This is a genomic window from Streptomyces sp. NPDC058683 (genome assembly GCF_042716195.1).
Classification (GTDB): Bacteria; Actinomycetota; Actinomycetes; order Streptomycetales; family Streptomycetaceae; genus Streptomyces.
In genome coordinates this window covers 25,355-48,139 of record NZ_JBHXSK010000074.1, presented here as the reverse complement: position 1 = coordinate 48,139, position 22,785 = coordinate 25,355, and the positions used below count along the sequence as shown (strand labels likewise).

General features: G+C 71.7%; 17 protein-coding genes and 1 riboswitch. All 17 genes read right to left on the bottom strand.

Annotation, left to right across the window (positions count from 1 at the left end; genetic code table 11):
- Positions 1-128: 128 nt before the first annotated feature.
- The 17 genes from ACFWXC_RS48225 to ACFWXC_RS48145 all read right to left on the bottom strand — a co-directional run bounded on the left by ACFWXC_RS48225 (position 129) and on the right by ACFWXC_RS48145 (position 22,685).
- The gene (locus ACFWXC_RS48225) at positions 129-1,418 is read right to left on the bottom strand and encodes a class I SAM-dependent methyltransferase (RefSeq protein ID WP_384489799.1); all 1,290 of its coding nucleotides are present in this window, start codon (positions 1,416-1,418) and stop codon (positions 129-131) included.
- A gap of 251 nt (positions 1,419-1,669) precedes the next feature.
- The gene (locus tag ACFWXC_RS48220) at positions 1,670-3,049 is read right to left on the bottom strand and encodes an NAD(P)/FAD-dependent oxidoreductase (RefSeq protein ID WP_384489797.1); all 1,380 of its coding nucleotides are present in this window, start codon (positions 3,047-3,049) and stop codon (positions 1,670-1,672) included.
- A gap of 710 nt (positions 3,050-3,759) precedes the next feature.
- Positions 3,760-4,701 (bottom strand): exopolyphosphatase, encoded by a 942-nt coding sequence (locus ACFWXC_RS48215; RefSeq protein WP_384489795.1) that lies wholly within the window; start codon positions 4,699-4,701, stop codon positions 3,760-3,762.
- Between the two features lie 94 nt (positions 4,702-4,795).
- Positions 4,796-5,314 (bottom strand): DUF501 domain-containing protein, encoded by a 519-nt coding sequence (locus tag ACFWXC_RS48210; RefSeq protein ID WP_384489793.1) that lies wholly within the window; start codon positions 5,312-5,314, stop codon positions 4,796-4,798.
- 29 nt (positions 5,315-5,343) lie between these two features.
- Complete coding sequence (locus tag ACFWXC_RS48205; RefSeq protein ID WP_351738836.1) at positions 5,344-5,820, bottom strand: septum formation initiator family protein; 477 nt, start codon at positions 5,818-5,820, stop codon at positions 5,344-5,346.
- Positions 5,821-5,937: 117 nt separating this feature from the next.
- Entirely contained in the window at positions 5,938-7,224 is a 1,287-nt protein-coding gene (gene eno, locus ACFWXC_RS48200) for a phosphopyruvate hydratase (protein ID WP_351706579.1), read from the bottom strand.
- Positions 7,225-7,634: 410 nt separating this feature from the next.
- Positions 7,635-8,318, bottom strand: a complete 684-nt coding sequence (locus ACFWXC_RS48195; protein ID WP_384489790.1) for a transglycosylase family protein — start codon at positions 8,316-8,318, stop codon at positions 7,635-7,637.
- Between the two features lie 3 nt (positions 8,319-8,321).
- A riboswitch (cyclic di-AMP (ydaO/yuaA leader) is annotated at positions 8,322-8,493 on the bottom strand.
- 199 nt (positions 8,494-8,692) lie between these two features.
- Positions 8,693-9,697 (bottom strand): transglycosylase family protein, encoded by a 1,005-nt coding sequence (locus ACFWXC_RS48190; protein WP_384489788.1) that lies wholly within the window; start codon positions 9,695-9,697, stop codon positions 8,693-8,695.
- 242 nt (positions 9,698-9,939) lie between these two features.
- Positions 9,940-11,241 carry a cytochrome P450 gene (locus tag ACFWXC_RS48185; protein ID WP_384489805.1) on the bottom strand — a complete coding sequence of 434 codons (1,302 nt, stop codon included), beginning with the start codon at positions 11,239-11,241 and terminating at the stop codon, positions 9,940-9,942.
- Positions 11,242-11,285: 44 nt separating this feature from the next.
- On the bottom strand, positions 11,286-13,718 hold the full coding sequence (locus ACFWXC_RS48180; protein ID WP_384489786.1) for a tetratricopeptide repeat protein: 2,433 nt from the start codon (positions 13,716-13,718) through the stop codon (positions 11,286-11,288).
- Positions 13,719-13,796: 78 nt separating this feature from the next.
- Positions 13,797-14,819 carry a nucleoside triphosphate pyrophosphohydrolase gene (locus ACFWXC_RS48175; RefSeq protein WP_384489784.1) on the bottom strand — a complete coding sequence of 341 codons (1,023 nt, stop codon included), beginning with the start codon at positions 14,817-14,819 and terminating at the stop codon, positions 13,797-13,799.
- Positions 14,820-14,997: 178 nt separating this feature from the next.
- Positions 14,998-15,645, bottom strand: coding sequence for a SurA N-terminal domain-containing protein (locus ACFWXC_RS48170; protein WP_384489782.1), 648 nt, complete (start codon positions 15,643-15,645; stop codon positions 14,998-15,000).
- A 181-nt stretch (positions 15,646-15,826) separates the two neighbouring features.
- On the bottom strand, positions 15,827-16,654 hold the full coding sequence (locus ACFWXC_RS48165; RefSeq protein WP_384489780.1) for a glycoside hydrolase domain-containing protein: 828 nt from the start codon (positions 16,652-16,654) through the stop codon (positions 15,827-15,829).
- Between the two features lie 92 nt (positions 16,655-16,746).
- On the bottom strand, positions 16,747-18,234 hold the full coding sequence (locus ACFWXC_RS48160; protein WP_384489803.1) for a protein kinase: 1,488 nt from the start codon (positions 18,232-18,234) through the stop codon (positions 16,747-16,749).
- A gap of 38 nt (positions 18,235-18,272) precedes the next feature.
- Complete coding sequence (locus ACFWXC_RS48155; protein WP_384489778.1) at positions 18,273-18,878, bottom strand: hypothetical protein; 606 nt, start codon at positions 18,876-18,878, stop codon at positions 18,273-18,275.
- Positions 18,879-19,323: 445 nt separating this feature from the next.
- Complete coding sequence (locus ACFWXC_RS48150; RefSeq protein ID WP_384489776.1) at positions 19,324-20,040, bottom strand: HNH endonuclease family protein; 717 nt, start codon at positions 20,038-20,040, stop codon at positions 19,324-19,326.
- Between the two features lie 263 nt (positions 20,041-20,303).
- Positions 20,304-22,685, bottom strand: a complete 2,382-nt coding sequence (locus ACFWXC_RS48145; protein ID WP_384489774.1) for a hypothetical protein — start codon at positions 22,683-22,685, stop codon at positions 20,304-20,306.
- Between the last annotated feature and the right edge of the window lie 100 nt (positions 22,686-22,785).

The window sequence follows — 22,785 nt, the reverse complement described above, 5'->3', positions numbered from 1 at the left end:
CGGGCCGGGCGGGGGCCAGGTCTTAATTGGGTGGGGGCTATAAAGCCCTCGTCGCGGGGGCGGGCGCGGGGCCCCCCCAGGGTGGGTGGGGCCCCCCTTCGCCGTCCTGCTGGTTCCGGTGGGGGGTGTTACCGGTTCCAGGTACGGGTGCGCACCGGCAGCCCCGACGCACCCGACTCGGGGGTCCTGACCGCCAGCACCTGGTTGACGCCGATGCGGTTGCGTTCGAAGGCGAGCGCGGAGGCGGCCATGTACAGCAGCCAGACGCGGGCCCGGCCGGGGCTGGCGAGCCGTACCGCCCGCGTCCAGTCGGCCTCCAGGTTGACCACCCACCGACGCAGGGTGCGGGCGTAGTGCTCGCGGAGGGACTCCACGTCCCGCACCTCGAACCCGGCCCGCTCCAGCTGGGTGACGGTGGTACCGATCGGGGCGAGTTCCCCGTCCGGGAAGACGTAGGCGTCGATGAACCGGTCGACCTGGTAGGTCTCCTCGTCGCGCCGCGGCCGCCGCGCGATCTGGTGGTTGAGCAGCCGTCCGCCCGGCTTCAGCAGGCCGTACAGGTCGCTCGCGTAGTCCAGGTACTTCTCCGCGCCCACGTGCTCGGCCATCCCGATCGACGAGATCGCCTCGTACGGCCCGTCCCTGACGTCCCGGTAGTCCTGGACCCTGATCTCCACCCGGTCCGTCAGACCCTCGTCCGCGACCCGTTTACGGGCGTACGCGGCCTGCTCCTGGGAGAGGGTGACCCCGACGACGCTCACGCCGTGCTCGCGGGCCGCGTGGATCGCCATCGAGCCCCAGCCGCAGCCGACGTCGAGCAGCCGCTGACCGGGTTTCAGATCGAGCTTCCGGCAGACGAGTTCGAGCTTGTCGCGCTGGGCGGTCTCCAGGGTCCCGTCGTCCTCCCAGTACGCGCACGAGTAGACCATCGACGGCCCGAGGACGATCTCGTAGAAGTCGTTCCCCACGTCGTAGTGGTGGCTGATGGCCTGCTTGTCACTGCGGCGGGTGTGCAGATGGCGGCGTCTGCGCACCTCCTCGCGGGGCGGGGCGGGCGGGACGGGCGGTCCGGCGAGCTTCAGCAGCTCCCGGCCGGCGGCCCGCACCTCGGGGTCGCGCAGGGCCTGGGCGAGGGTACGGCCGTCCTCCCCGCGCTCCCAGATCAGCCCGGACATCGCCGCCAGGGCGCTGTACAGGTCGCCCTCGATGTCCAGATCACCGGCGACCCAGGCCCGGGCCAGGCCCAGTTCACCCGGCTTGAACAGCATGTAACGCAGGGCACGGCGGTTGCGGATCACTATCGCCGGGGCGTCCGGCGGTCCCGCCTGTGATCCGTCCCAGGCCCGCAGCCGTACCGGGAGCGGAACTCCCAGCACCTGCTCGGCAACACTCCTCAGCCGCGACGCGGCGTCGGCCATGGCGCACACCTCCAAGACGACGATCCCGGATGCCGGTTACCACGTAAACACCGTGAGGGCAGCAGCGCAGTCCCGCAAAGGAGTTACGACTGGGCAAAACAGCTGTAGCCGCCATGCAGTTGCCCGGGTGCCCGGGAACGCCGAAGGACCTCCCGCACCACGGATGGCGGGAGGTCCTTCGGGTGATTTCGTGACCGGCGGCCGGGGCCGTCGGACCTTGGTCAGGAGACCTCGGCCCAGGGGGCCTTGACCTAGGAGGCCTTGGCCTTCTCCTCGGTCTTCGGGGTGGCGACCGGAGCCGGCTTGGCGGCCTCGTAGAACTCCTCGCGGGGGTTCTCCATGGCACCGAGGGACACGACCTCGCGCTTGAGGAACATGGCCAGCGTCCAGTCGGCGAAGATGCGGATCTTGCGGTTCCAGGTCGGCATCGCCAGACCGTGGTAACCACGGTGCATGTACCAGGCGAGACGGCCCTTGACCTTGATCTTCGTCTTGCCCAGGACGATCATCGCGACGCCCTTGTGCAGACCCAGGCCCGCGACCGCGCCCTTGTTGGCGTGGCTGTACTCCTTCTGCGGGAAGCCCCGCATACCGGAGACCACGTTGTCGCCGAGGACCTTGGCCTGACGGAGCGCGTGCTGCGCGTTCGGCGGGCACCAGGCGTTCTCGACACCGGCCTTGCGGGCGGCGACATCCGGCACCTGGGCGTTGTCGCCCGCGGCCCAGATGTAGTCGGTGCCCTGCACCTGAAGGGTGGGAGCGGTGTCCACGTGGCCGCGCGGGCCGAGCGGCAGACCGAAGCGGGAGAGCGCCGGGTTCGGCTTGACGCCGGCGGTCCACACGATCGTGTTGGAGTCGACCTCCAGGCCGTTCTTCAGCACGACGTGGCCGTCGACGCAGGAGTCCATCGAGGTGGAGAGGTAGATCTCCACACCGCGGCTCTCCAGGTGCTCCTTGCCGTACAGGCCGAGCTTGGGGCCGACCTCGGGAAGGATCTTGTCGGCGGCGTCGACGAGGACGAAGCGCATGTCCTCACGGGACACGTTCTTGTAGTACTTCGCCGCGTCGCGGGCCATGTCCTCGACCTCGCCGATGGTCTCCGCGCCCGCGAAGCCGCCGCCGATGAAGACGAAGGTGAGCGCCTTGCGGCGGATCTCCTCGTCGGTCGTGGAGTCGGCCTTGTCCAGCTGCTCCAGGACGTGGTTGCGCAGGCCGATGGACTCCTCGATGCCCTTCATGCCGATGCCCTGTTCGGCGAGGCCGGGGATCGGGAAGGTGCGGGAGACCGCGCCGAGCGCGATGACCAGGTAGTCGAACGGCAGCTCGTACGACTCGCCCACCAGGGGGGCGATCGTGGCGACCTTGCGGTCCTGGTCGATGGTGGTGACCCGGCCGGTGAGGACCTCCGCCTTCGGCAGCACGCGCCGCAGCGGGACGACGACATGCCGAGGGGAGATGCTGCCGGCGGCGGCTTCGGGGAGGAAGGGCTGGTAGGTCATGTACGACCGGGGGTCGACGACCGTGACGGTCGCCTCGCCGTAGCGCATCTTCTTGAGAATGCGCCGAGCTGCGTACAGGCCTACGTACCCACCGCCTACTACGAGGATCCTGGGACGCTCCGTGGTGCTCATGGCATCGAGTATCCACCCGCCTCAGGGGGGCCGCTCGTGCGCCCCTTCACAAGCTTCCACGGGGGTCGTGCTACACTCCGCCGCCCACGTGACACAGGTCATGGTCAGCGGCGGGAACCCACTTCCGATACGACCCGTTGTCAATGCCGCGTGAGCTGCTCGTCCAGGCTTCCGGGGGCACCGCGGAGGCACCGGATGTCACCCACACGAGCACCTCCGGAAACACCCCCGACACGCCCTCCTGAGCACGCGCTCGGGGCCGTTGAGCCCCCGAACGGGCCAACGGGGCCCCCGGTACCCCCCACCTGCGCCGAATTCCTTGTGAAGAACTTCACGAAGTTTCCGGAGGGGGTGTCGTGGCACGGCGTGTCACACCCCCCAAACCCCGCTCACCCGACACCCCACACGCTCATCCGAGGTGGTCGGAGGGGGTGCGCGAGGTGGCCGGAAGGGGTGGGAGAGGCAGGCCAGGAGGGGTCGGCGAGGCCGGTCGCGAGGGGCCGGGAGGCGGGAGCGGGCGGGGCGGGAGGCAGGAGCAGGCGCCGGTGGGCCGGAGGAGCGGGCGGGCCAGCGAAGGCGCGGGGGGAAGACGCGGGCGACACCAGGCGGCAGGAGCAGGTGCCGGCGGGCCGGAGGAGCGGGCGGGCCGGTCGGGAAGAGCAGGCGCCTGCGGGCCGGGTGGTGGGAGCAGGTGTCGCCGGGGTGGAGGGTCAGGCGATGGACCAGGCGATGCCGTCCAGGATGTCGTGCTCGCTCACCACGACCTCCGTCGCGCCCACCCGTTCCATGATCGACAGCAGGACGAGGGCGCCTGCGCCGATGACGTCGACGCGCCCGGGGTGCATGGAGGGGATCGCGGCGCGCTCGGCGTGGGTGGAGTCCAGCAGCCGCTCGGTGATCTCCCGGACCCGGGCGTAGGGGATGCGGGAGTGGTGGATGGCGGCGGAGTCGTACTCCGGCAGGTCCTGGTGGATGGCGGAGAGGGTGGTGACCGACCCGGCCAGGCCGACCAGGGTGTGCGCCTCGCGCAGCGGCACGGTCCGCTCCGCGAGGTCGAGGGCGCGCTCGATGTCGGCCCGCAGGGCGGCGATCTCCGTCTCGGTGGGCGGGTCGCTGACGTGCCCCTCGTGCACCAGGTGCCGCTCGGTCATCCGCACGCAGCCGACGTCCACGGACCGCGCGGCCCGCACCCGCTCGTCCCCGACGACGAACTCGGTGGAGCCGCCGCCGATGTCCACGACGAGGAAGGGCTTGGCGAGGTCGTCGCGGCCCGTCAGCTCCTTCGTCGCACCCGTGAAGGAGAACTCGGCCTCCTGGTCACCGCTGATGACCTCCGGCTCGACGCCGAGGATGTCCAGCACCCCGCGCACGAACTCGTCGCGGTTCTCGGCGTCCCGGGAGGCGGAGGTGGCCACGAACCGCAGCCGCTCCGCCCCGTACTCCTTGATGACGGCCGCGTACTCCCGGCAGGCGGCGAAGGTCCGCGCCAGCGCCTCCGGCGCCAGCCGCCCGGTCCGGTCGACCCCCTGGCCGAGCCGCACGATCACCATCCGCCGGTCCAGGTCGACGAGTTCCCCGGTCTCCGGGTTCGCGTCGGCGACGAGCAGCCGGATGGAGTTGGTACCGCAATCGATGGCGGCGACGCGGGTCATGGCTGGCGTTCCTTCTCTGTTCGGGACTTCTCGGGAGACCGGGCGGTGTGCTGGGCGGACGGACCCCAGGGGGCGGCTCCCCCTGGACGGCGCGTCACTCGCCGGTGACCACGCAGGCGCCCTTGGCCCACCACTCGGGCAGCATGGCGATCGCCTCGTCGCCGAGCGGGTTCACGCCGGGCCCCGCCGCCAGCGAGTGCGCCACCAGCACGTGGAGACACTTCACCCGGTCCGGCATCCCGCCGGCGCTCGGGAACCCCGTCAGTTCCTCGATCTCGTCCCGGCGCCGGATGTAGTCCTCGTGCGCGGCCCGGTACGCCGCCGCCAGCTCCGGGTCGCTCTCCAGCCGCGCCGTCATCTCCTTCATCACGCCGTTGGCCTCCAGGGTGCCGATGGCGGACGCGGCCTTGGGGCACGTCAGGTAGTACAGCGTCGGGAACGGCGTGCCGTCCGGCAGCCGCGGCGCGGTCTCCACGACGTCCGGCTGCCCGCACGGGCACCGGTGCGCGATCGCCCGCAACCCGCGCGGCGGCCGCCCGAGCTGCTGCTTGAAGGCCTCGACGTCGGCGTCGGTCGGCTCGGTGCGCGGAGTGGAGGGCGGAGGCGTTTGCATGACTGTGTTCTGTGTGGCTTTCTGTCGGTTCACTGGTCGGACGCGTCGGACTTGTCGACGCCGTCCCAGACGTTCGCGTACCAGGGCCGGTCGGCCGCCCCGAGGTAGGCGTGCGCCTGCTTGGCGGCAGCGGGGTCGATCACGATGTACCCCGTCTCCCCCGGCATCACGTAGTGCAGCCGCTCCCGGATCTGCTGCTCGGCGTACGCGTCGTCCTGCCACCGGGCCTTGACGTCCCGCAGCTGCTCGACCCGCTGCCGGGCCTGCTCCTGCTGGCGTTCCTGGTCGGCGATCTCGGCACGCTGGGAGACGTACTGCCGCATCGGATAGGCGAGCGCGACGATCATCGTGCACAGCACGATCGCGAGCAGCGCGGCGCGGCCGGTGAGCCGGGAGCGGCGGGCCTGCCGCTTGGTCTGGGAGCGGTAGACCCGGGCCGCCGTCTGCTCGCCGAGCAGCTTCAGCCTGGTCGCGGTGGAGAACCGGTCCCGGTCCTTCACGGCCATGTCCCCGCCTCCCGTTCACACGCGCGTACGTCCCCGCACACGGTACGGGACCGGTACGGGGACGTACGTACGACTGGCGCAGCCTTGACCCTTAACGGGTCAGCGGCCCCTGGCGGGTCAGCCCTTGAAGCGCGGGAAGGCGCTGCGGCCGGCGTACACCGCGGCGTCGTCGAGGATCTCCTCGATGCGCAGCAGCTGGTTGTACTTGGCGACGCGCTCGGAGCGGGCCGGGGCGCCGGTCTTGATCTGGCCGCAGTTGGTGGCGACGGCGAGGTCGGCGATGGTGACGTCCTCGGTCTCACCGGAGCGGTGCGACATCATGCACTTGAAGCCGTTGCGCTGGGCCAGCTCGACGGCGTCCAGGGTCTCGGTGAGCGAGCCGATCTGGTTCACCTTGACGAGCAGGGCGTTGGCGGCGCCGTCCTCGATGCCGCGGGCCAGGCGCTCCGGGTTGGTGACGAACAGGTCGTCGCCGACGATCTGGACCTTGTCGCCCAGCTTGTCGGTGAGGACCTTCCAGCCGGCCCAGTCGTCCTCGAACAGCGGGTCCTCGATGGAGACCAGCGGGTACGCGGCGACGAGCTCCTCGTAGTACTCGGTCATCTCGGCGGCCGAGCGGGACTTGCCCTCGAACTCGTACTTGCCGTCCTTGTAGAACTCGGACGCGGCGACGTCGAGCGCCAGGGCGATCTGCTCACCGGGGACGTAACCGGCCTGCTTGATCGCCTCCAGGATGAGGTCGAGCGCGGCGCGGTTGGACTCCAGGTTCGGGGCGAAGCCGCCCTCGTCGCCGAGGCCGGTGGACAGGCCCTTCGACTTCAGGACCTTCTTGAGGGTGTGGTAGACCTCGGCACCCCAGCGCAGCGCCTCGGAGAAGGACTCCGCGCCGATCGGGGCGATCATGAACTCCTGGATGTCCACGTTGGAGTCCGCGTGCGAGCCGCCGTTGAGGATGTTCATCATCGGCACCGGCAGCAGGTGCGCGTTGGGGCCGCCCAGGTAGCGGAAGAGGGGGAGGTCGCTGGCCTCGGAGGCGGCGTGGGCGACGGCGAGGGAGACGCCGAGGATGGCGTTGGCGCCGAGCGAGCCCTTGTTGTCGGTGGCGTCCAGGTCGAACATGGCCTGGTCGATCAGGCGCTGCTCGGTGGCGTCGTAGCCGACCAGCTCCGGGCCGATCTGCTCGATCACGGCGAGGACGGCCTTCTCGACACCCTTGCCGAGGTAGCGGTTGGGGTCGCCGTCACGGAGCTCGATGGCCTCGAAGGCACCGGTGGAGGCGCCGGACGGGACGGCGGCACGACCCGTGCTGCCGTCGTCGAGGCCGACCTCGACCTCGACCGTGGGGTTGCCTCGGGAGTCCAGGATTTCCCGGGCTACGACGACGTCGATGGACGGCACGAGCATCTCCTTCTTGGGATGTGACGCTGGTTGTGCGGGCGCACGCGGGCCTCGTCGGCCCTTGCTCAGCCTTGCGACTAGAGCCTAACCGTCCCGGGGCCGTCGGCCGGCACGACCGACCGACCCTTGGACACACAGACGGTACTCATTGTTCACGTGCGGAACAAAGGGGGTCCCGATGAAGAACGGAAGAAGAGCGGGTCACGAAGAAGACCGCGAGGGGGCCGCGGGAGGACGGCAAAGAGAAACCCCGCCCCGGTGCGTACGGGGGAGAACGCACCGGGGCGGGGGCCCGTGGGGGACGGGGGTGGCCCTCACGTGGTCCTCACTATGAGGACCACGGCTGTGTGGGCGCTGTGGTTCAGCTGGGCGCCGCGTACTACTTCGTAGGACTTCGGGAGCGGCCCGTCGTCGTCCTACTTCAGGTGCAGCTGCTGGCCCGGGAAGATGAAGTCGGCGTCGTCGACGATGCCCTTGTTCAGCTTGAACAGCGCCTGCCAGCCGCCCTTGACCTTGTGCTTCTCGGCGATCGAGCTGAGCGTGTCGCCCTTGACGACCTTGTACTCGCCGTCGCCCTTCTTGACCTTCTCGCCGGTCGGGGTGGTGACGGTCTTCTTGGCGGCCGGACGCTCGGCGGAGCGGGAGGCGGCCTGCGTGTCGGTCGTACGGCTGCTGGTGCTGCCGCTCGACGAGGAGCTGGAGGAGCCGGCGCTGCTGCCGGTGTAGGCGGCGCCGGACAGGCCCGTGCCGCAGACCGGCCAGGCACCCTTGCCCTGCGCGCCGAGGACCTTCTCGGCGATCTCGATCTGCTGCGCCTTGGTGGCCTGGTTGGCCTGCGCGGCGTACTGGGTGCCGCCGTACGCGGCCCAGGTGGAGGCGGAGAACTGCAGACCGCCGTAGTAGCCGTTGCCGGTGTTGATGGCCCAGTTGCCGCCGGACTCGCACTGGGCGACGGCGTCCCACTCGGAGGCGGTGGCGGCGGAAGCGGTGCCGGAGGCCATCAGCGGTGCGGCGATGGCGACCCCGGTGACACCGGCGAGCGCGGCGACGCGGGTGGCCTTGGACGGACGACGGTGCTTGCCCTTGCCGGAAAACAGCATGGTGGATCCCCTCACCGACGCCTGCGAGGTGAGCTGTCGGGTTCGGGCCGGTTGAGTTGCCCGGCCACGCACCTCACGGTGCGCGGCTTCACCCCGAGCCGGACACGGCAGCCTCAACTACCGGTCCCGGCACTTACCTTGGGTCCCCCGCTCCTGCCTACGGCGCTTGACGCGACGACTGTTCCCGGGTGGCCGCTGGCAGGACTCGGCGTTGCGACGGCCGGGGCTCGTGGTGACGAGCGGCCTTGACCGTAAACAGGCGATCAGGTGAATTTCAAAGATGATCAGGGCTTCTGAGACTCATCCCACACTTTCACCAAAACGGACATTTAACTTCGAAGTAGGGCGGTCCGCGGCGCCAACTCCCGCTACTTTTAGTCCGTTTCGCTGCTGAGTTTCAGGGTCTGACCGGGGGCGATGTCGTTCGGGTCGGCGCCGATGTCCGCCTTGTTGGCGGCATAGAGCGCGCGCCATCCGCCGTCGAGGTCAAGGGAGTCGGCGATGGAGGCGAGGGTGTCGCCGTCCCGGACGGTGTAGGTGCCGGCATCCCGGGAGGCGTGACGGCCGGAAGAAGTCACACTCTGACCGTTTGTCACGCTTTCGTCCGCCGAGCCGCCACGGTGCTTGCCGCCGCTGCCGACGGCCCCCGTGTCGACCAGATCCCAAGAGCTGCCCGTCTGCCAGGAATTGTCCGAGTCGTCGGCTTCGGGCACGACGGGGTTCTCGCTCGCCTTCGAGGCGCTTGAACCCTTGGAGCCCGACTTGTCCGCCTTGGTGGAGTCGGCGGGGGTGCCCGTACCGGAGTCGTCGCTCGCGCTCGGGGACGGGGTGGCGGAGCCGGAGTCCGTGGTGCCCGAGGTGTCCGACGAGCCGGAATCCGATGAACCGGATGAATCCGAAGAACCAGATGAAGAGGGCGAATCCGACAGCCCGGAGGACGAGTCGGAGGAGCCGGACGTGTCGTCCGATCCGTCGAGGCCCGTGTCGACGTTCACCGAGGCGTCGTCCGAGGAGAGTCCGGCGAGCAGGGCGCAGGTCCGCCAGGGCTTGGTGCCCTGGTCGGCGAGGATCTTCTCGGCGACGGCGATCTGCTGCGAACGGCTCGCCTGGTCCGGCGTACTGGCGTACTTCTGGCCGCCGTACTGGTCCCAGTCCTCCTGGGACATCTGCAGGCCGCCGTAGTAGCCGGTGCCGGTGTCCATGCTCCAGGAGCCGCCGCTCTCGCACTCGGCCACCCTGTCCCAGGTGTTGCCGTCGGCCGCGTTGGCGCTCGCCGCGCCGAGGAGCGGGATGGCGATGGCCGAGCCGGTCACGCCGGCCGCGACGAGGAGAGCCGGAGCCTGGCGGGGGCGACGGTGACGACCGTTCCCGGAGAGCATGCGGAAACCTTTCGAGCGACAGCGGTGACCGGCGCGACGGGTCCCGCTGGGGCGCCGCACTGATGGGTGAACGTATAGGCAGACGATCACTTGTCACAAGTTAATGCCGCGCAGATCACGTGAAGATCACAGACTTGAACGTCGGTCATCTTCGCCGGTGGAGGGCCGTGCGGGGCGCCGGCGGGGAGGGCCGGGCAGGCGTCAGCGGGTGTCGGTGGGGGCCGTGCGGGTGCCGGTGGGGCTCATCGGCCATCAGGGGTGAACTGCACGGGGAGCGTGCGCAGTCCGCGCATGATGAGGCCGCCGCGCCAGCGCAACTCGCTCTCCGGCACCGCGAGTCGCAGGTCAGGGAGGCGGGTGAGGAGCGTGGCGAGCGCGGTCTGCCCCTCCAGGCGGGCGAGCGGGGCGCCGAGGCAGTAGTGGATGCCGTGGCCGTAGCCGAGATGCTGGTTGTCCCGCCGTGCCAGGTCGAGTGTGTCCGGCGCGTCGAACCGCTCCGGGTCCCGGTCCGCGGCGGCGAGTACGACCAGGACCGGGTCGCCGGGTGCGATGCGCTGCCCGCCGATGCCGAGCGGCTCGGTGGCGAACCGCCAGGTGGCCAGCTCCACCGGACCGTCGTAGCGCAGGAGTTCCTCCACGCCGGTCTCCAGCAGCCCGCGCTCGCCGGCGGCCAGGGAGTCCTGGAGGCGACGGCGCTGCTCCGGGTGGGTGAGCAGGGCGTACGTCCCGTTCCCGATGAGGTTGACCGTCGTCTCGAAGCCGGCGAACAGCAGGATGAAGGCCATGGCGGCGGCCTCGTTCTCGGTGAGGTGCTCGCCGTGGTCGGAGGCGCGGATGAGCCCGGAGATGAGGTCCTCGCCGGGGGCCGGCTCGGCGGACAGCGCCTCCCGCTTCCGGTGGATCAGCTCGGCCAGATATCCGCGCATCTTCTTCACGGACCGCGCGACCCCGCCCCGCGGCCCGCCGCCGTGCCGGATCATCATCCCGGCCCAGTCCCGGAAGTCGTCCTGGTCCTCGCGCGGGACGCCCAGCAGGTCGCAGATGGCGTAGATGGGCAGCGGGAAGGCGAACTCGTGGATGAGGTCGGCCTCGCCCCGGTCCGCGAACCCGTCGATGAGCCGGTCGGTCAGCTCCTGCACCCGGGGCACGAACTCGGCCACCCGGCGCGGCGTGAACGCCTTGCTGACCAGCCGCCGCAGCCGGGTGTGGTCCGGCGGGTCGATGTTCAGCAGATGCGTCATCAGCTCGGCCTTGCGCTCCCCGGGGATCCCGGTCTTCCCCTTCGCGTGCGCGGGCTCGTCGTGATGCGCCGGGTTCTTGGACAGCCGGGGGTCGGCGAGCGCCTGCCGGGCGTCGGCGTAGCGGGTGACCAGCCAGGCCTCGACCCCGCTGGGAAGCCGGGTGCGATGCACGGGCGCGTGCTCCCGGAGCCAGGCGTAGGCGGGATAGGGGTCGGCGGCGAACTCCCAGGTGAAGAGGTCGGGGGCGGGGGCGCCGTCGCGGTGGATGGTGCCGTCGCGGTGGATGGTGCCGTCGCGGTGGATGGTGCCGTCGGGGCGGGTGGTGCCGTCGGGGGCGGGCTGGTGGGTCACTCCTTGACGGTATCCGGTGCGTGCTGCGGGGGTACGGCTCGCTCCGCCAAGGCCCGCTCCGCGAGGTAGTGGCCCCGCTCGGCAGCTCTTCGGTACCACTGCAGCGCCTCCGTCTCGGCTCCCCTGCGGTCCAGCAGACCGGCCATCTGGAACGCGGCTTCGCTGCTCCCCAGGGCGTCGGCCTCACGGAAGAGTCTTTCCGCCTCCTGCTCCTTCCCCCTCCCCCTCCCCTTCGCCATCAGACGGCCTCCGAGGTTCACCCTGGCCCCGACGTACCCTGCCGCGGCGGACCGGCGGAAGAGCTCCTCCCATTCGGGGTCGTCCTTGTCCCTGCGGTGCAGCAGCAGTGCCAGGCCGTTCATCGCCCGCGCGTCTCCCTGGTCGACGCCACGACGGAGCCAGCTCTCGGCGGTATTGAGGTCGCCTGCGCTGAGGTACAGGATGGCGAGGCCGAAGGCGACTTCCTGATGGCCCTTGTCGAACGCCCGCAAGTACCAGTGTCGCGCTGCGGTCCTGTGGCCCCGCCCCATCAGCGTGTCCCCCAGCTGATGTGCCGCCGCCCCGTCCCCCGCCTCCGCCGCCCGCCGCAACCACCTCTCCGCGCGGTCCCGGTGCAGCAGCCCCGCCTCCCGGGCCGCCGAGACGCTGCCGCCCTCCGCCGCCGCCTCCAGGTATCGAAGCGCCGCCGCCTCGTCCCCGGCTGCGAGCATCCGCATCGCCAGCTTCTCGGCCGCCTCCGGGTGCCCGGCCTCGGCGGCCCGCCGCAACAGTTCCGCGCTCTCCTCCGCGTCGGCCCGGCCGGCGAAGGCGTACATCGCCGCCGTGTCCCCCGCCTCGAACCGCGGCTGCAGTGCGGCCCGCGCCGCGTCGACGACGGCCCCACGGTCGAACGGGGCGTCGGCCTCCGCCGCATCCAGCAGCGTCCACCACACCTCGTCCGGCACCGGCTCCAGGTCCCCCGATCGCAGCGCCTCCGCCACCAGCGCCCCGTACGCCCGCCAGGTGCCCTTCTCGTCGCCCTCCACCAGCAGCCCCGAGACACCGAACAACGGTGCCGTCGCCCAGGCGAACGCCTCCTCGAACGGCTCGCGCTCCTCCGCCGCGTACCGCTGCCGGACCGCCCGGAGCAGCGCGACCGGCACCGCCGCCGTGACTCCGCACCGGGCGAGATCGACCGCCGCCCTGACCAGCAACTGGCCGCCCGGGTGCTCCAGTTGGGTGCCGATCCGGCGCCACTCGTCGAAGAGCAGATGCCCGATCGCGAAGTACGAGGCGGCACCCTCGCGGCCGCTCCACAGGAATGCCGGGTAGGCGCGGGGATCACGCCGGTGGCCCGCCAGCCGCTGCAGCTCTGCCTCGCTCCACTCCCGTGGCACCTCGACGGTGCGTGCCATGGCCACGACCCGGTCGCCCGGTTCGGTCCCGGCGCGGCGCCGGTAGTACTCGTCGGCCGGCATCGTCCCGATGACGACCACGCCGAGCGTCGTGAGCCGCCCCAGCAGCCGCGGGCCGAGCCGCCCGTCGCCGAGGTGGTCGGTGAGGTCGTCGAGCCAGACGACGGACCGGCCGTGGCCGCCTTCCGGCTCGGTGAGGAGTGCGCGCAGGTCCTCGCCGGGCTCGGGGATGTAGAGCACGGGGTCCGGTAAGGACTGGACGCCGTGCCATGCCGAGTACGACTTGCCGACGTACGGTTCGCCCAGGATCAGGACGAGACCGGGATGGTCCAGTTCGGCGCGCAGCCGCTTGTCGCAGTCGCGCGGGATGTACGGCGGCACCTCCGGCAGTCCCGCCACGCGTCGCGTCGGACGGACCCCGAACTCCAGCGGTGCGACCTCGTCCGCGGGACGCCAGGCGATCGACACGGGCACGGTCCCGTAATGGAGGTGCTGCACGCCCACCACCTGGTCCTGGAAGGTGCCGCTGCGGAAGTCGACGTGGTCGCCCGCGCTCTGCGGGCCGTCGGGGGCGGGTGAAGCCGCCGGATCCGCCGGCCCCTCGGAGTCGGCCGCCCCGGTCCCCTCGGGCGCGTCCGTATCCGCGTCCGCATCCGCATCCGTATCGGCGTCCGTATCGGCGTCCGTATCGGCGTCCGTATCGGCGTCCGTATCCGCGTCCGGCCGTCGGTGGTCCTCCTCCAGCGCGGCTCGCAGTCGGGCGGCCCGCGGCGGGTCCGTGTCCAGCCGGTTCCGCAAGCGGTGGAACCAGTTGGTCTCGATCTCGCGCGTCGCCGCGCTGCCGCGGTTTCTGAGCCGGTGCCAGTCCACGACGAGACGCCCCTCGATCCTGCTGCCTCCCGGAGCGTCGAGAAGGCAGAGCAGGAAAGGGAAGTCCGATATCGCCGGGGCCCGCGGGCCCTCCTTGAGAACCGCCAGGCCCTGGACAACCCTCCGCGCGCCCGCCCTCGCCAGTTCATCGACCCCGGTGTCCACCGCGTCCCCCTTTGAGCCCGAGCGTCGCTGGAGCCACGGTACTCAAACGCGGCCGCTCCCCGTGCGGACGGGACGATCTCAGTGGCCCTCCGTCTCCCTGATCGCGTCCCGGTAGGCGCGGCCCGCCGCCCGCAGTGCCGCCTCCGGGTCGACGCCTTCCGCCTCGGCCCGTACCGCCAGCGCGAGCAGGTCGTACCCGATGCCCTCCACCTTGGGCAGCGGCACCTCCAGCCCGGCCGTCCGCACCCGTGAGGAGAGCTTCGCCGCCAGCGCGAGGCCCGGCTGGCCGAGGGGTATCCCGTCGGTCACCGAGTCCCGGCGTTTCTCCGCCGCCTTCGTGCGCAGCCAGTGCTCCTTGACCTCCTCCGGTGTCGAGGCGGTCTCGTCGCCGAAGACGTGCGGGTGGCGGCGGATGAGCTTCGCGACGATGCCGCCCGCCACATCGTCGATCGAGAAGGGGGCGTCCGGGTCCTCCTCGGCGATGCGGGCGTGGAAGACCACCTGGAGCAGGACGTCCCCCAGCTCCTCCCGCAGATCGTCGCGGTCACCGTCCTCGATGGCCTCGACCAGCTCGTACGCCTCCTCGATGGCGTACTTCGCCAGTCCCTCGTGGGTCTTCCGGGACGACCAGGGGCACTCGGCGCGGATGCGGTCCATGACCTGGACGAGGTCGAGGAGGCGGGCGCCGGGCAGGTCGTAGGAGGCGGGGAGCAGCTCCAGGTCGGGCATGGCGGCACGGCCGGAGCCGGCGAGGCGGGCCAGGCCGTCCGTGAGGGCCGGCTCGCCCTCGCCCGTCGCCACGACCACCACCGTCCGCCCGCCGGCGCAGGCGTCGACCAGCTCCTGGGCGGTGGGGGCGGCCTCGTCCACGACTGTCCCGGCCTCCCGCAGATACGGCAGCTGCGGATGCGCGCCGTCCGCGCACAGCACGCGGTCCGCCGAGCGCAGCGCCTGCCAGGCGGGCCAGGACAGCAGGCCGGGGGCGACGCGGTGGCTGGTGGTGAGGAGGATGATCCGGCCGGTGTCGGGGCCGTCGGCGGGCCGGGGAGCGGCAGGGGGGTCCGGGGTGGTGGGCGTGGGTTCCGGGCTGGTGGTGTTCACGATCCGAACGTAACGCACCCACGCCGCCGGCCTCGGGCGTTGTCCACAGGGTGGGGATGATCAAGTGATCGTATGACCACTTGCGTCGGCCCCGCCCGCCACACTCTGCCCGTCGATCCGGCCCGCCCTACGCCGTCGCCTGTCCTGCGCCGTCGCCTGTCCTGCGCCGTCGCCCGCCCTACGCCGTCGTCTGTGTCCCCGACGACGTGACCTCCCGGACCCACGGCGTCTTCGCGTCCACCCGGCTGCTCTTCTGGACGTCCCAGGCGCCGTAGCGGGGGTTGAGGTCGACGTGGAGTTCCTGGGACGCCTTGGACAGGGCCTTCCAGAAGACGGGCTGGGTGGTGTCGGTGCCGAGCTGCTGGGCGAGTTTCTGGGCCTCCAGCTGGAGGCGGAGGTTGTCGTCCAGGCGCTTGGGGGCGATGCCGTACTTCTGGAGCCAGGCGTTCTGGAGCGCCTTGGAGCCGCCGGCCTGCTGTTCGAGGCCGGTGCGCATCTGCTGGATCTCCTTGCGGGTGACGCTGATGCCCGCGTCCTGGGCGGCCCGGTGCAGCACCTGGTCGAGGACCATGTTGTGCAGGGTGTCCCGGGTGAGGCTGCTGGTGGCGGCGAGGACCTGCTGGTACTGCTGCTCGTCCGGCACCGCGGAACGCTGCGCCTGGCGCACCTCGTTCACCCGGGTCTCCAGCTGGGCGACGGTGATCCGCTGGCCGCCGACGACGGCCGCCGCGCCCGGGTGCGCGTCGCTTCCGCAGGCGGTGAGGAAGGGGGCCGCGGTGGCGATCGCGGCGGACAGGACGAGCGCGGTGCGACGGCGGCGGTGCAAGGATGCCTCCCGAGGAGATTGTGCGGCGGTGCACAAAGTCTTGCGGTGATCGATGGTAGGCAGTGGGCAAGCTCTGGCCAACCCATTCGACCAACGATTCACACGCGCATCCGGCACCGCCGCGCCACCCCCCGGAAGGGTTTGCGGGTCGGTCCGCGGGTTTTCGCGGGGCGCCCGGCGCTCAGCCCGTGATCGCCACCGGGGCGTCCCACGCGTCACGGTCCACGGTGATCGTGTAACCGCCGCGCGTCTCCTTGCTGTTCACCATGTACTGGTGCGCCCGGCTGTGCCCGGTGAACTGGGTCGCGCCGAACGGCCAGTCCGCCGTGGTGGTGTTGTTCTTGTCCCACAGCGCGTACCAGAGGTTGCCCGGCAGGTCCGTCTTGTCCTTGGCGTTCGCGATCGCCTTGGCACTGGAGCTGGTGAAGCCGTAGAAGCCCGCGCGGTACGTCTTCGCGTGCAGCTGCTTGTCGAAGGCGCGCACATAGGTGAGCACGGCGTTGTTGCACGCCGTGTTCGTCGTGTCGTAGGCCTCCATGTCCAGGTAGATCGGGCTGCCCGCCTTCATGCCGAGGGCGGCGGCCTTGGCGACCGCGTCGGTGGCGTCGCTCGTGCCGAGGGAGGCGGCGTTGGCGGCTGTCATCTTCTCCGGGTTGGAGCCGCTCTGGCAGGACGGCTGGGCGCCGACGTAGAGCGGGATGAGCTTCCAGCCCATCGCGGAGACGGACTTGACCCAGGAGGCGGTGAGGTTGGGCTGGGCACAGCCGCGGTTCTTGCCGCCGATGTAGACGGCGGCGGCGCCGTAGAGGCCGCCGTGCCAGGCCTTCATCGCGGCCGACGAGGGCGCGGTGCAGGTGTCGAAGGCGCGGCCGGTGTACGTCTTCTGCGCGGGCCAGGTGGTGGCCGCCATGGAGGCCTGCGCGGCGATCCCGGCCCCGGCGACGACCGCGGCCCCCGCGACGCCCCAGGCGATGTATCTGCGCTTCTTCGACTGCCGATGGCTGGACATGCGGAACCCCACCCTTGTGTGTGCACTGTCAAGAAGAGTCATTGTGCAAGAAGAATCGAGGGAGCAGGACCACGGCCTGCCGGTCGCGAGGGCTAACGCCGCACCTGCCCCAGCCACTGCAGCGTCCGCCGGACCTCGCCCGCCATGGGATGACCGGGCCCGTGCAGCCGTTCCACGTCGAACAGCAGCCGGGTGAGCGTGTCCTGCGCGGCCGGCCGGTCGCCGAGCGCGAGCAGCAGATGCCCCATCCGGCGGCGCACGTCGTGCGCGAGCTGCGGATCCCCGGACACGTACTGGTTCTCGTAGTACGGCAGCAGCGCGCGGTACTCGGCGAGCGCCGCGGCCGGTTCGCCGAGCTGTTCCAGGCACTGGGCGGTCTCGTAGCGGAAGCGCAGGGACTGCGGGTCGGCCTGGCCGGCCTCGGCGGCGCGTTCGTCGGCGAGCCGGCGCAGTTCGGGCAGCGCGCGCCGGTACTGGCCGTCGTCCATCAGGGTGGCCGCGTACTGCTTGCGCAGGGTGCGTACGACCGTGGAGCGCTCGCCGTGCTGGTCGGCGGCGACCGGCAGGATCGCGCCCAGGATGTCGACGGCCTGCGTGATGCGCCCCTCCCCGAGCAGCCGCTTGACCTCGTCGACGGCCGCGGCGACCTCGGGTCTTCCGGGGGCGGCGGCCACGGGGGCGGCGGGCTGGGGCGCGGGCATCCGCGCGCGGTCCGGCCAGGGGGCGTGCGGGCGCAGGAAGGGGCGCGTGGGGTCCAGGGGCGCCCCAGTGTGCATGCCACGCGGGGGCAGGAGCGGGACGAGGTTCTCGTACACCTCCTGCGCCGAGCCGGGCCGGTGCTGCGCGTCCTTGGCGAGCAGCCGCAGCACGAGCCCCTCCAGCGGCTCGGGCACCTCGGGGCGGAGCCGGCGCACCGGCACCGGCTGCTCGTACAGATGCCGGTGCAGCACGCCGAGCGAGGTGGAGCCGGCGAACGGCACCTCCCCGCTGAGCAGTTCGTGCAGCAGCACCCCGAGCGCGTACAGGTCCGTGTACGGGCCGACCGCGCCGCCCATCGCCTGCTCGGGCGCCATGTAGGCGGGCGAGCCGATGGGGGTGCCGGTGTGGGTGAGGCGGGTGGTGTCGGTGTCCATCACGGAGGCGACACCGAGGTCCAGGACGGTGATGGTGCCGTCCTGCTTGACCATCAGGTTGCGCGGCTTGAGGTCGCGGTGGACGATCGGCACGGCGTGCACGGCGCTCAGCACGGCGCACAGCTGCGCGGCCACCGCGACCGCCCACGGCCACGGGTACGGATCGTGCTCCGCGAGGTGCCCGGCGAGGTCGGTGCCGTCCACGTACTGCATGACGAGGAACAGCTCCTCGCCCTCGGTGCCCGCGTCGTGCACGGTGACCAGGCCGGGGTGGTCGACCTGCGCGGTCACCCGGCACTCCCGCAGGAACCGGCGGCGCAGTTCGTCGGCGTCCGCGCCCGCCACCTTGTCGGGGCGCAGCAGCTTCACCGCCACGCGCCGGTCGAGCCGCTGGTCGTATGCCGTCCAGACCTGGCCCATGCCGCCCTGCCCGATGAGCGTGGACAGCTGGTAGCGGTCGGCGACGACTCGTCCTGTCGCCACGGTCACCTTCCGCCCTCGTCGCGGCCGTCGTGCTTGCGCAGATAGTCACTGAGCTCGTCCAGCTCGGCACGCACCTGCTCGATCCGCGCGGGCGCCGGACGCTGGGGCGGCGCGGGTATCGGGGACGGGGAGTGCGGCGGCCGGGGAACCGGGGGCACGGTGTGCGGGGGCGGGGTGCCCAGGGGCGTCGTCGCCGTGGTGTACGGGGAGGCGGGGGGCGGGTAGCCGTACGCCTGCGCCGCCGTCTGCGCGGCGTACGCCTCGCGCTGCCGCTGGAAGTGGCGTACGTCGGCGGCGAGGTAGTAGACGATCGTGGCCAGGAGCGTGCCGAACAGCAGCGTGATCCCCAGATAACCGCCGGCCGTGTGCACGTCGTCGCCGGGTTCGGTGGCCAGCAGCACGATGCTGAGGATGTCGGCCGCGGCCACCGCCACCAGTAGGCCGTAGTCCGCCGATCTGCGGGTCACCACGGCCAGCCGCAGCATCATCGCCCAGGCCAGGAAGCCGACGCTGAACACTCCCATCGCCACGAACACCACGCGCAACAGGACCAGTACCGCGTCGTGCGGCGGCCGCTGCACCGGCTGCGCATGGCCCTGGCCTTGCATGATCGCTCCTGTATTGCCTGAAATAGGGCGTACGTGCCCGTCCGGTGCGTCCGCTTGCGGACAACACCGGTCGCGCGGTGGTCGCTTCGAGCATATGGCCCGACACCGACGCGCGGTCCGGGTTGTATCGAACCGTTGTGTGCCGAGTGCGGCAAGCGGACGCCCACGCCCCGGCGCGGGCCGTCGAAAGGGGTCTCGCGGGCGGGTGGTGCGCGCGGGCGCGGACGCGCGCACCAGGGGAGTCGGCGTGCACCGGGAGGCGCGCGCCGAGTGGTGTGGCGTGCGGGGTCAGAGCGGCGGGCGCGTCCACGCGTCGGGCACGGCGCGCACGGCGCGCACGCGTGCACCCCGGTTCACAGCGAACCGGGGTGTGCGCGCCGGGTACCTCGACGGCGCCCGCGGTGCCGAACGGTTTCGTCGCGGCGCCGATGCGCAAGCCGTCGCGTCAGTGGGCCTTGAACCGGGACGGCGCCTTGGTCGGGTTGCCGCCCGCGGGGAGCTTCTGGCCGGGACAGGTGACGAGGACCTTCTTCATCGCGGCCTTCTCGGCGGCGGTGACCCACAGGCCGTACTTCTTCTTCACGGCCACCTGCGCGGCGACGTAGGTGCAGCGGTAGGCCTTGTCGGACGGCAGCCAGGTGGCCGTGTCGCCGTCGCCCTTGCCGCGGTTGGCGCTCGCGTCGACGGCCAGCAGGTTGAGCGGGTCGTTGGCCAGGGCTATGCGCTTGCTGGCGTCCCAGTACTTGGCGCCCTTCTGCCAGGCGTCCGAGAGGGCGACGAGGTGGTCGATGTCGACCAGACTGCGGCCGCGCTTGTAGGTGATGTCCTTGCCGGAGTAGGGGTCCGGGTCCAGCACGCCGGAGGAGACCTTGCAGTCGCCGTCGGTGAACTTCACCTCCTTGAGGTCGCGCTTGAGTATGTCGTCCCGGGTGTCGCAGGAGTTGGAGTCGGTGTCCGCCCAGGCGGAGCCGAACTTCTCCCGGGTGTAACCGGTCTTCGGCGCCCGGCCCTTGACGGTCAGCGCTTCGGCGGCGGTCAGCGCCGCTCCCCCGCCGCCCGTGCCCTGGGCTCCCGGGCTCCCCTTGTCCTCCAGGTCCTTGCAGCCGGCCACGGCGAAGATCACGACGACAGCGATGACCGCCCCGCCCCTCAGACGCGTCACGTGCGCCCCCTCTTCTTTTTTCCGCCTCCACGTGGGCGGATCTCTCCTGGCTCACGGTAGCCGTCGCACGGTTCACGCCGAATGGGACCAAAAAGGGTTAAAAACAACTAACTCCCCCTTATCGGAACCGCTTTGACGTACCGGGAGAAGCCCGAGCGGTACGCCTTCGCGCCCGCTCACACCACGCCACGGCCGCACGCCGTACCGCACGCCTTGCCGGTCCGCGGCGCGCCAAACCGTCTGAAGCGGGCGCAGTGCTGCGGTCAGCGCAGGATCGGTGGACCGAAGGTCGCCGTGGCGGTCGCGTCGACGGCGAGGTCCGGTGTGCAGGGGTTGTAGACGCCGGTGCAGGGGCTCGACCACCCCTTGAAGGAGAAGCCGGCGTCGCTGATGGTCGCGGTCAGGGACACCGCCTCGGTCGTGACGTCGAACTCGCAGTTCCACGTGTCGGCCGGGCCGTCGCAGGCCGCGCCGGCGGGAACCCCGCCGATGGTGACGCGCCGGTCGGACGCGCCCACGACGGCGACCGCGAGGTGGACGTACCCGGTGCCGGTCAGGGCGGCCGTGACGGTGTTCTTCCCCGAGGTGACCGTCAGGGCGCCGCTCGCGGACCCCGTCCTGGGCGGTGAGAACTCGACGGTCACCGTGCACGTGGCCTGGGCGGCGAGCCGGTCCGGGCAGGTACTGCCGATCGCCGCGAACCCCGAGTCCAGCGGCGCGGCGACGGAACCGAGTTCGATGGGCTGGGTGTTGGGATTGGTGACGGTGAAGTCGAACTCCGCCGGGTTCTCGGCCGGTTCGACGTGCACCAGGCCGAAGTCCTGCGCGGACGGGCTGACCAGGGGCGCGGCGAGCGTCAGGGGCTTGCCGCCATTGCCGGAAGTCGTCTGGCCCGTCGTGGTGCGCCCGTTCGTGGTCTGCCCCACGGTCGTACCGAGACTCGTACCCCGGCTCGTGCCGCTGGCCGTCCCGTCACTCGTCCCCTCGCTCGTCCCCTCGTTCGTCCCGCTGCTCGTCCCGCCGGCCGCCGTGTCACCGCCCACCGCCCCGCCGCCCGTCCCGCCGTCCACCGTGGACCCGGAGGACGCTCCCGAGGGGCCGTCCCCGCCGCCCGCGCCCCCCAGCGCCCGCCCGATCACCGTGCCGATCACCAGGACCGCCACCACCGCGGCGACCGCGGTCAGCACCCGCCGCCAGGGCTCCTGCCTCCTCGGCGGAGCGGGCGGCGACGGTGCCGGCGGGATGGCTTCCAGGAGGGCGAGGTTGGCGGCGGTGACCGCCGCGCCCGCCGTGTCGCCCAGCTGGGTGCGCAGGTCGAGCGCGCGCCGGAGCAGGCGCCGGGCGTGCTCGGTGCGGTCGTGCAGGAAGTGCTGGACGCCCTGCTGATGGGTGAAGTACGCCTCGGCGGCCCGGTCGCCGACCGCCTGCGCCGCCGTGATGCCCTGCGCGAGGGTCTCCTGCCAGGCCTGCCAGTGCCCCTGCACGAAGAGCACGCGTTCGAGGACGGTGACGATCTCGACGGCCGTCTGCCACTCGCGCCGTTCGGCGGCGATGCCGAGCAGGCCGAGCGCCGCCTCGGCGGCCCCGCGCGCCTCCTCGCCCGCCGGATCGCCGGAGGCGAGCCAGGCGGCCAGCGAGCGCACGGCGGAGGCGAGTCCGATGGAGCGGTAGAGGATCCGCCGGTAGGGCTCGGACTTGCAGACCGGTAACCCGAAGCGGTCCTCGCGCTGTTCGGCCAGGCCGCGCGCGGCCAGCGTCTCCAGGGTCTCGGCGACGTACGCGATGTCGGCCATCTGGGCGAGCAGGCCGGTGGGCAGCAGGACGCCGCCGACCAGGGTGAGCACCGCCAGCGCCCGTTTGGCCTGGGGGCCCACGGCCGAGATGCTCAGTTCGTCCAGGACCGCCGGGTCGGATTCGGCGCGGGTGGCGAGGTCGGCGAAGGTGCGCCCGTCCAGGCGGACGAGGGCGGCCGCCTGCCGCAGCGCCAGCGGCTGTCCGCCGACGGCGGCCACCAGCCGTCGTACGGCGTCCTGTTCCGTGTCGGGTATGAAGCGGCCCAGTTCACGCGAGAGCAGGGCGAGGGCCGGGGCCTGCGTCAGTCCCGGCAGCGCGCGCGAGGTCCCGAGCGGGCCGAGCGCCGGGGTGTCGGTGCCGGTCAGCAGCGCACAGCCCGGCAGCACCCGCCGCAGGTACGCGAGGTGTTGCGGGCCGTAGGGCACGTCGTCGAGCACGACGGTTCCCTGGACGTTGCCGAGCGCCTGGGCGCACTCCTGGGTGGAGAGCCGGGTGCCGTCCGGGCCGGGGTAGACGTAGAACTGGCGCATCAGGTCCTGGAGCAGGTCCTCCAGTTCGGTGCGGCCCACGCGCGTGTAGGTGCCGCCGAGGGCCGCCGCGTTTCTCAGGAGGGTGGTCTTGCCCGCCCCGCAGGGCCCGGTGAACTCGACCGCCCCGCGCTCGCGGATCGCTCCGTGCACCAGGTCGAGCTGGTCCCCGCGGCCCACGAGGTACGGCGGCGGGCCCGCTCCCGGTCCGTGCGGGAGCCGGACGAGCCCCGGGCCGGGCGGGCGCAGTGGCAGGCGCGTGACGCGGGCGCCGTGCCGGTCGGTGAGTGTGACGCCGAGATTGCCGAAGACGACGCTGTTCATTCCTCCCCCTGGGAATGAACGGGGCGCCTGGCAGGCGCCGATGCGTCAACGATGGGGAGTGGGCGCGGCCAGTGTCAAGGAATCCGGCAAAAGCCGCGCC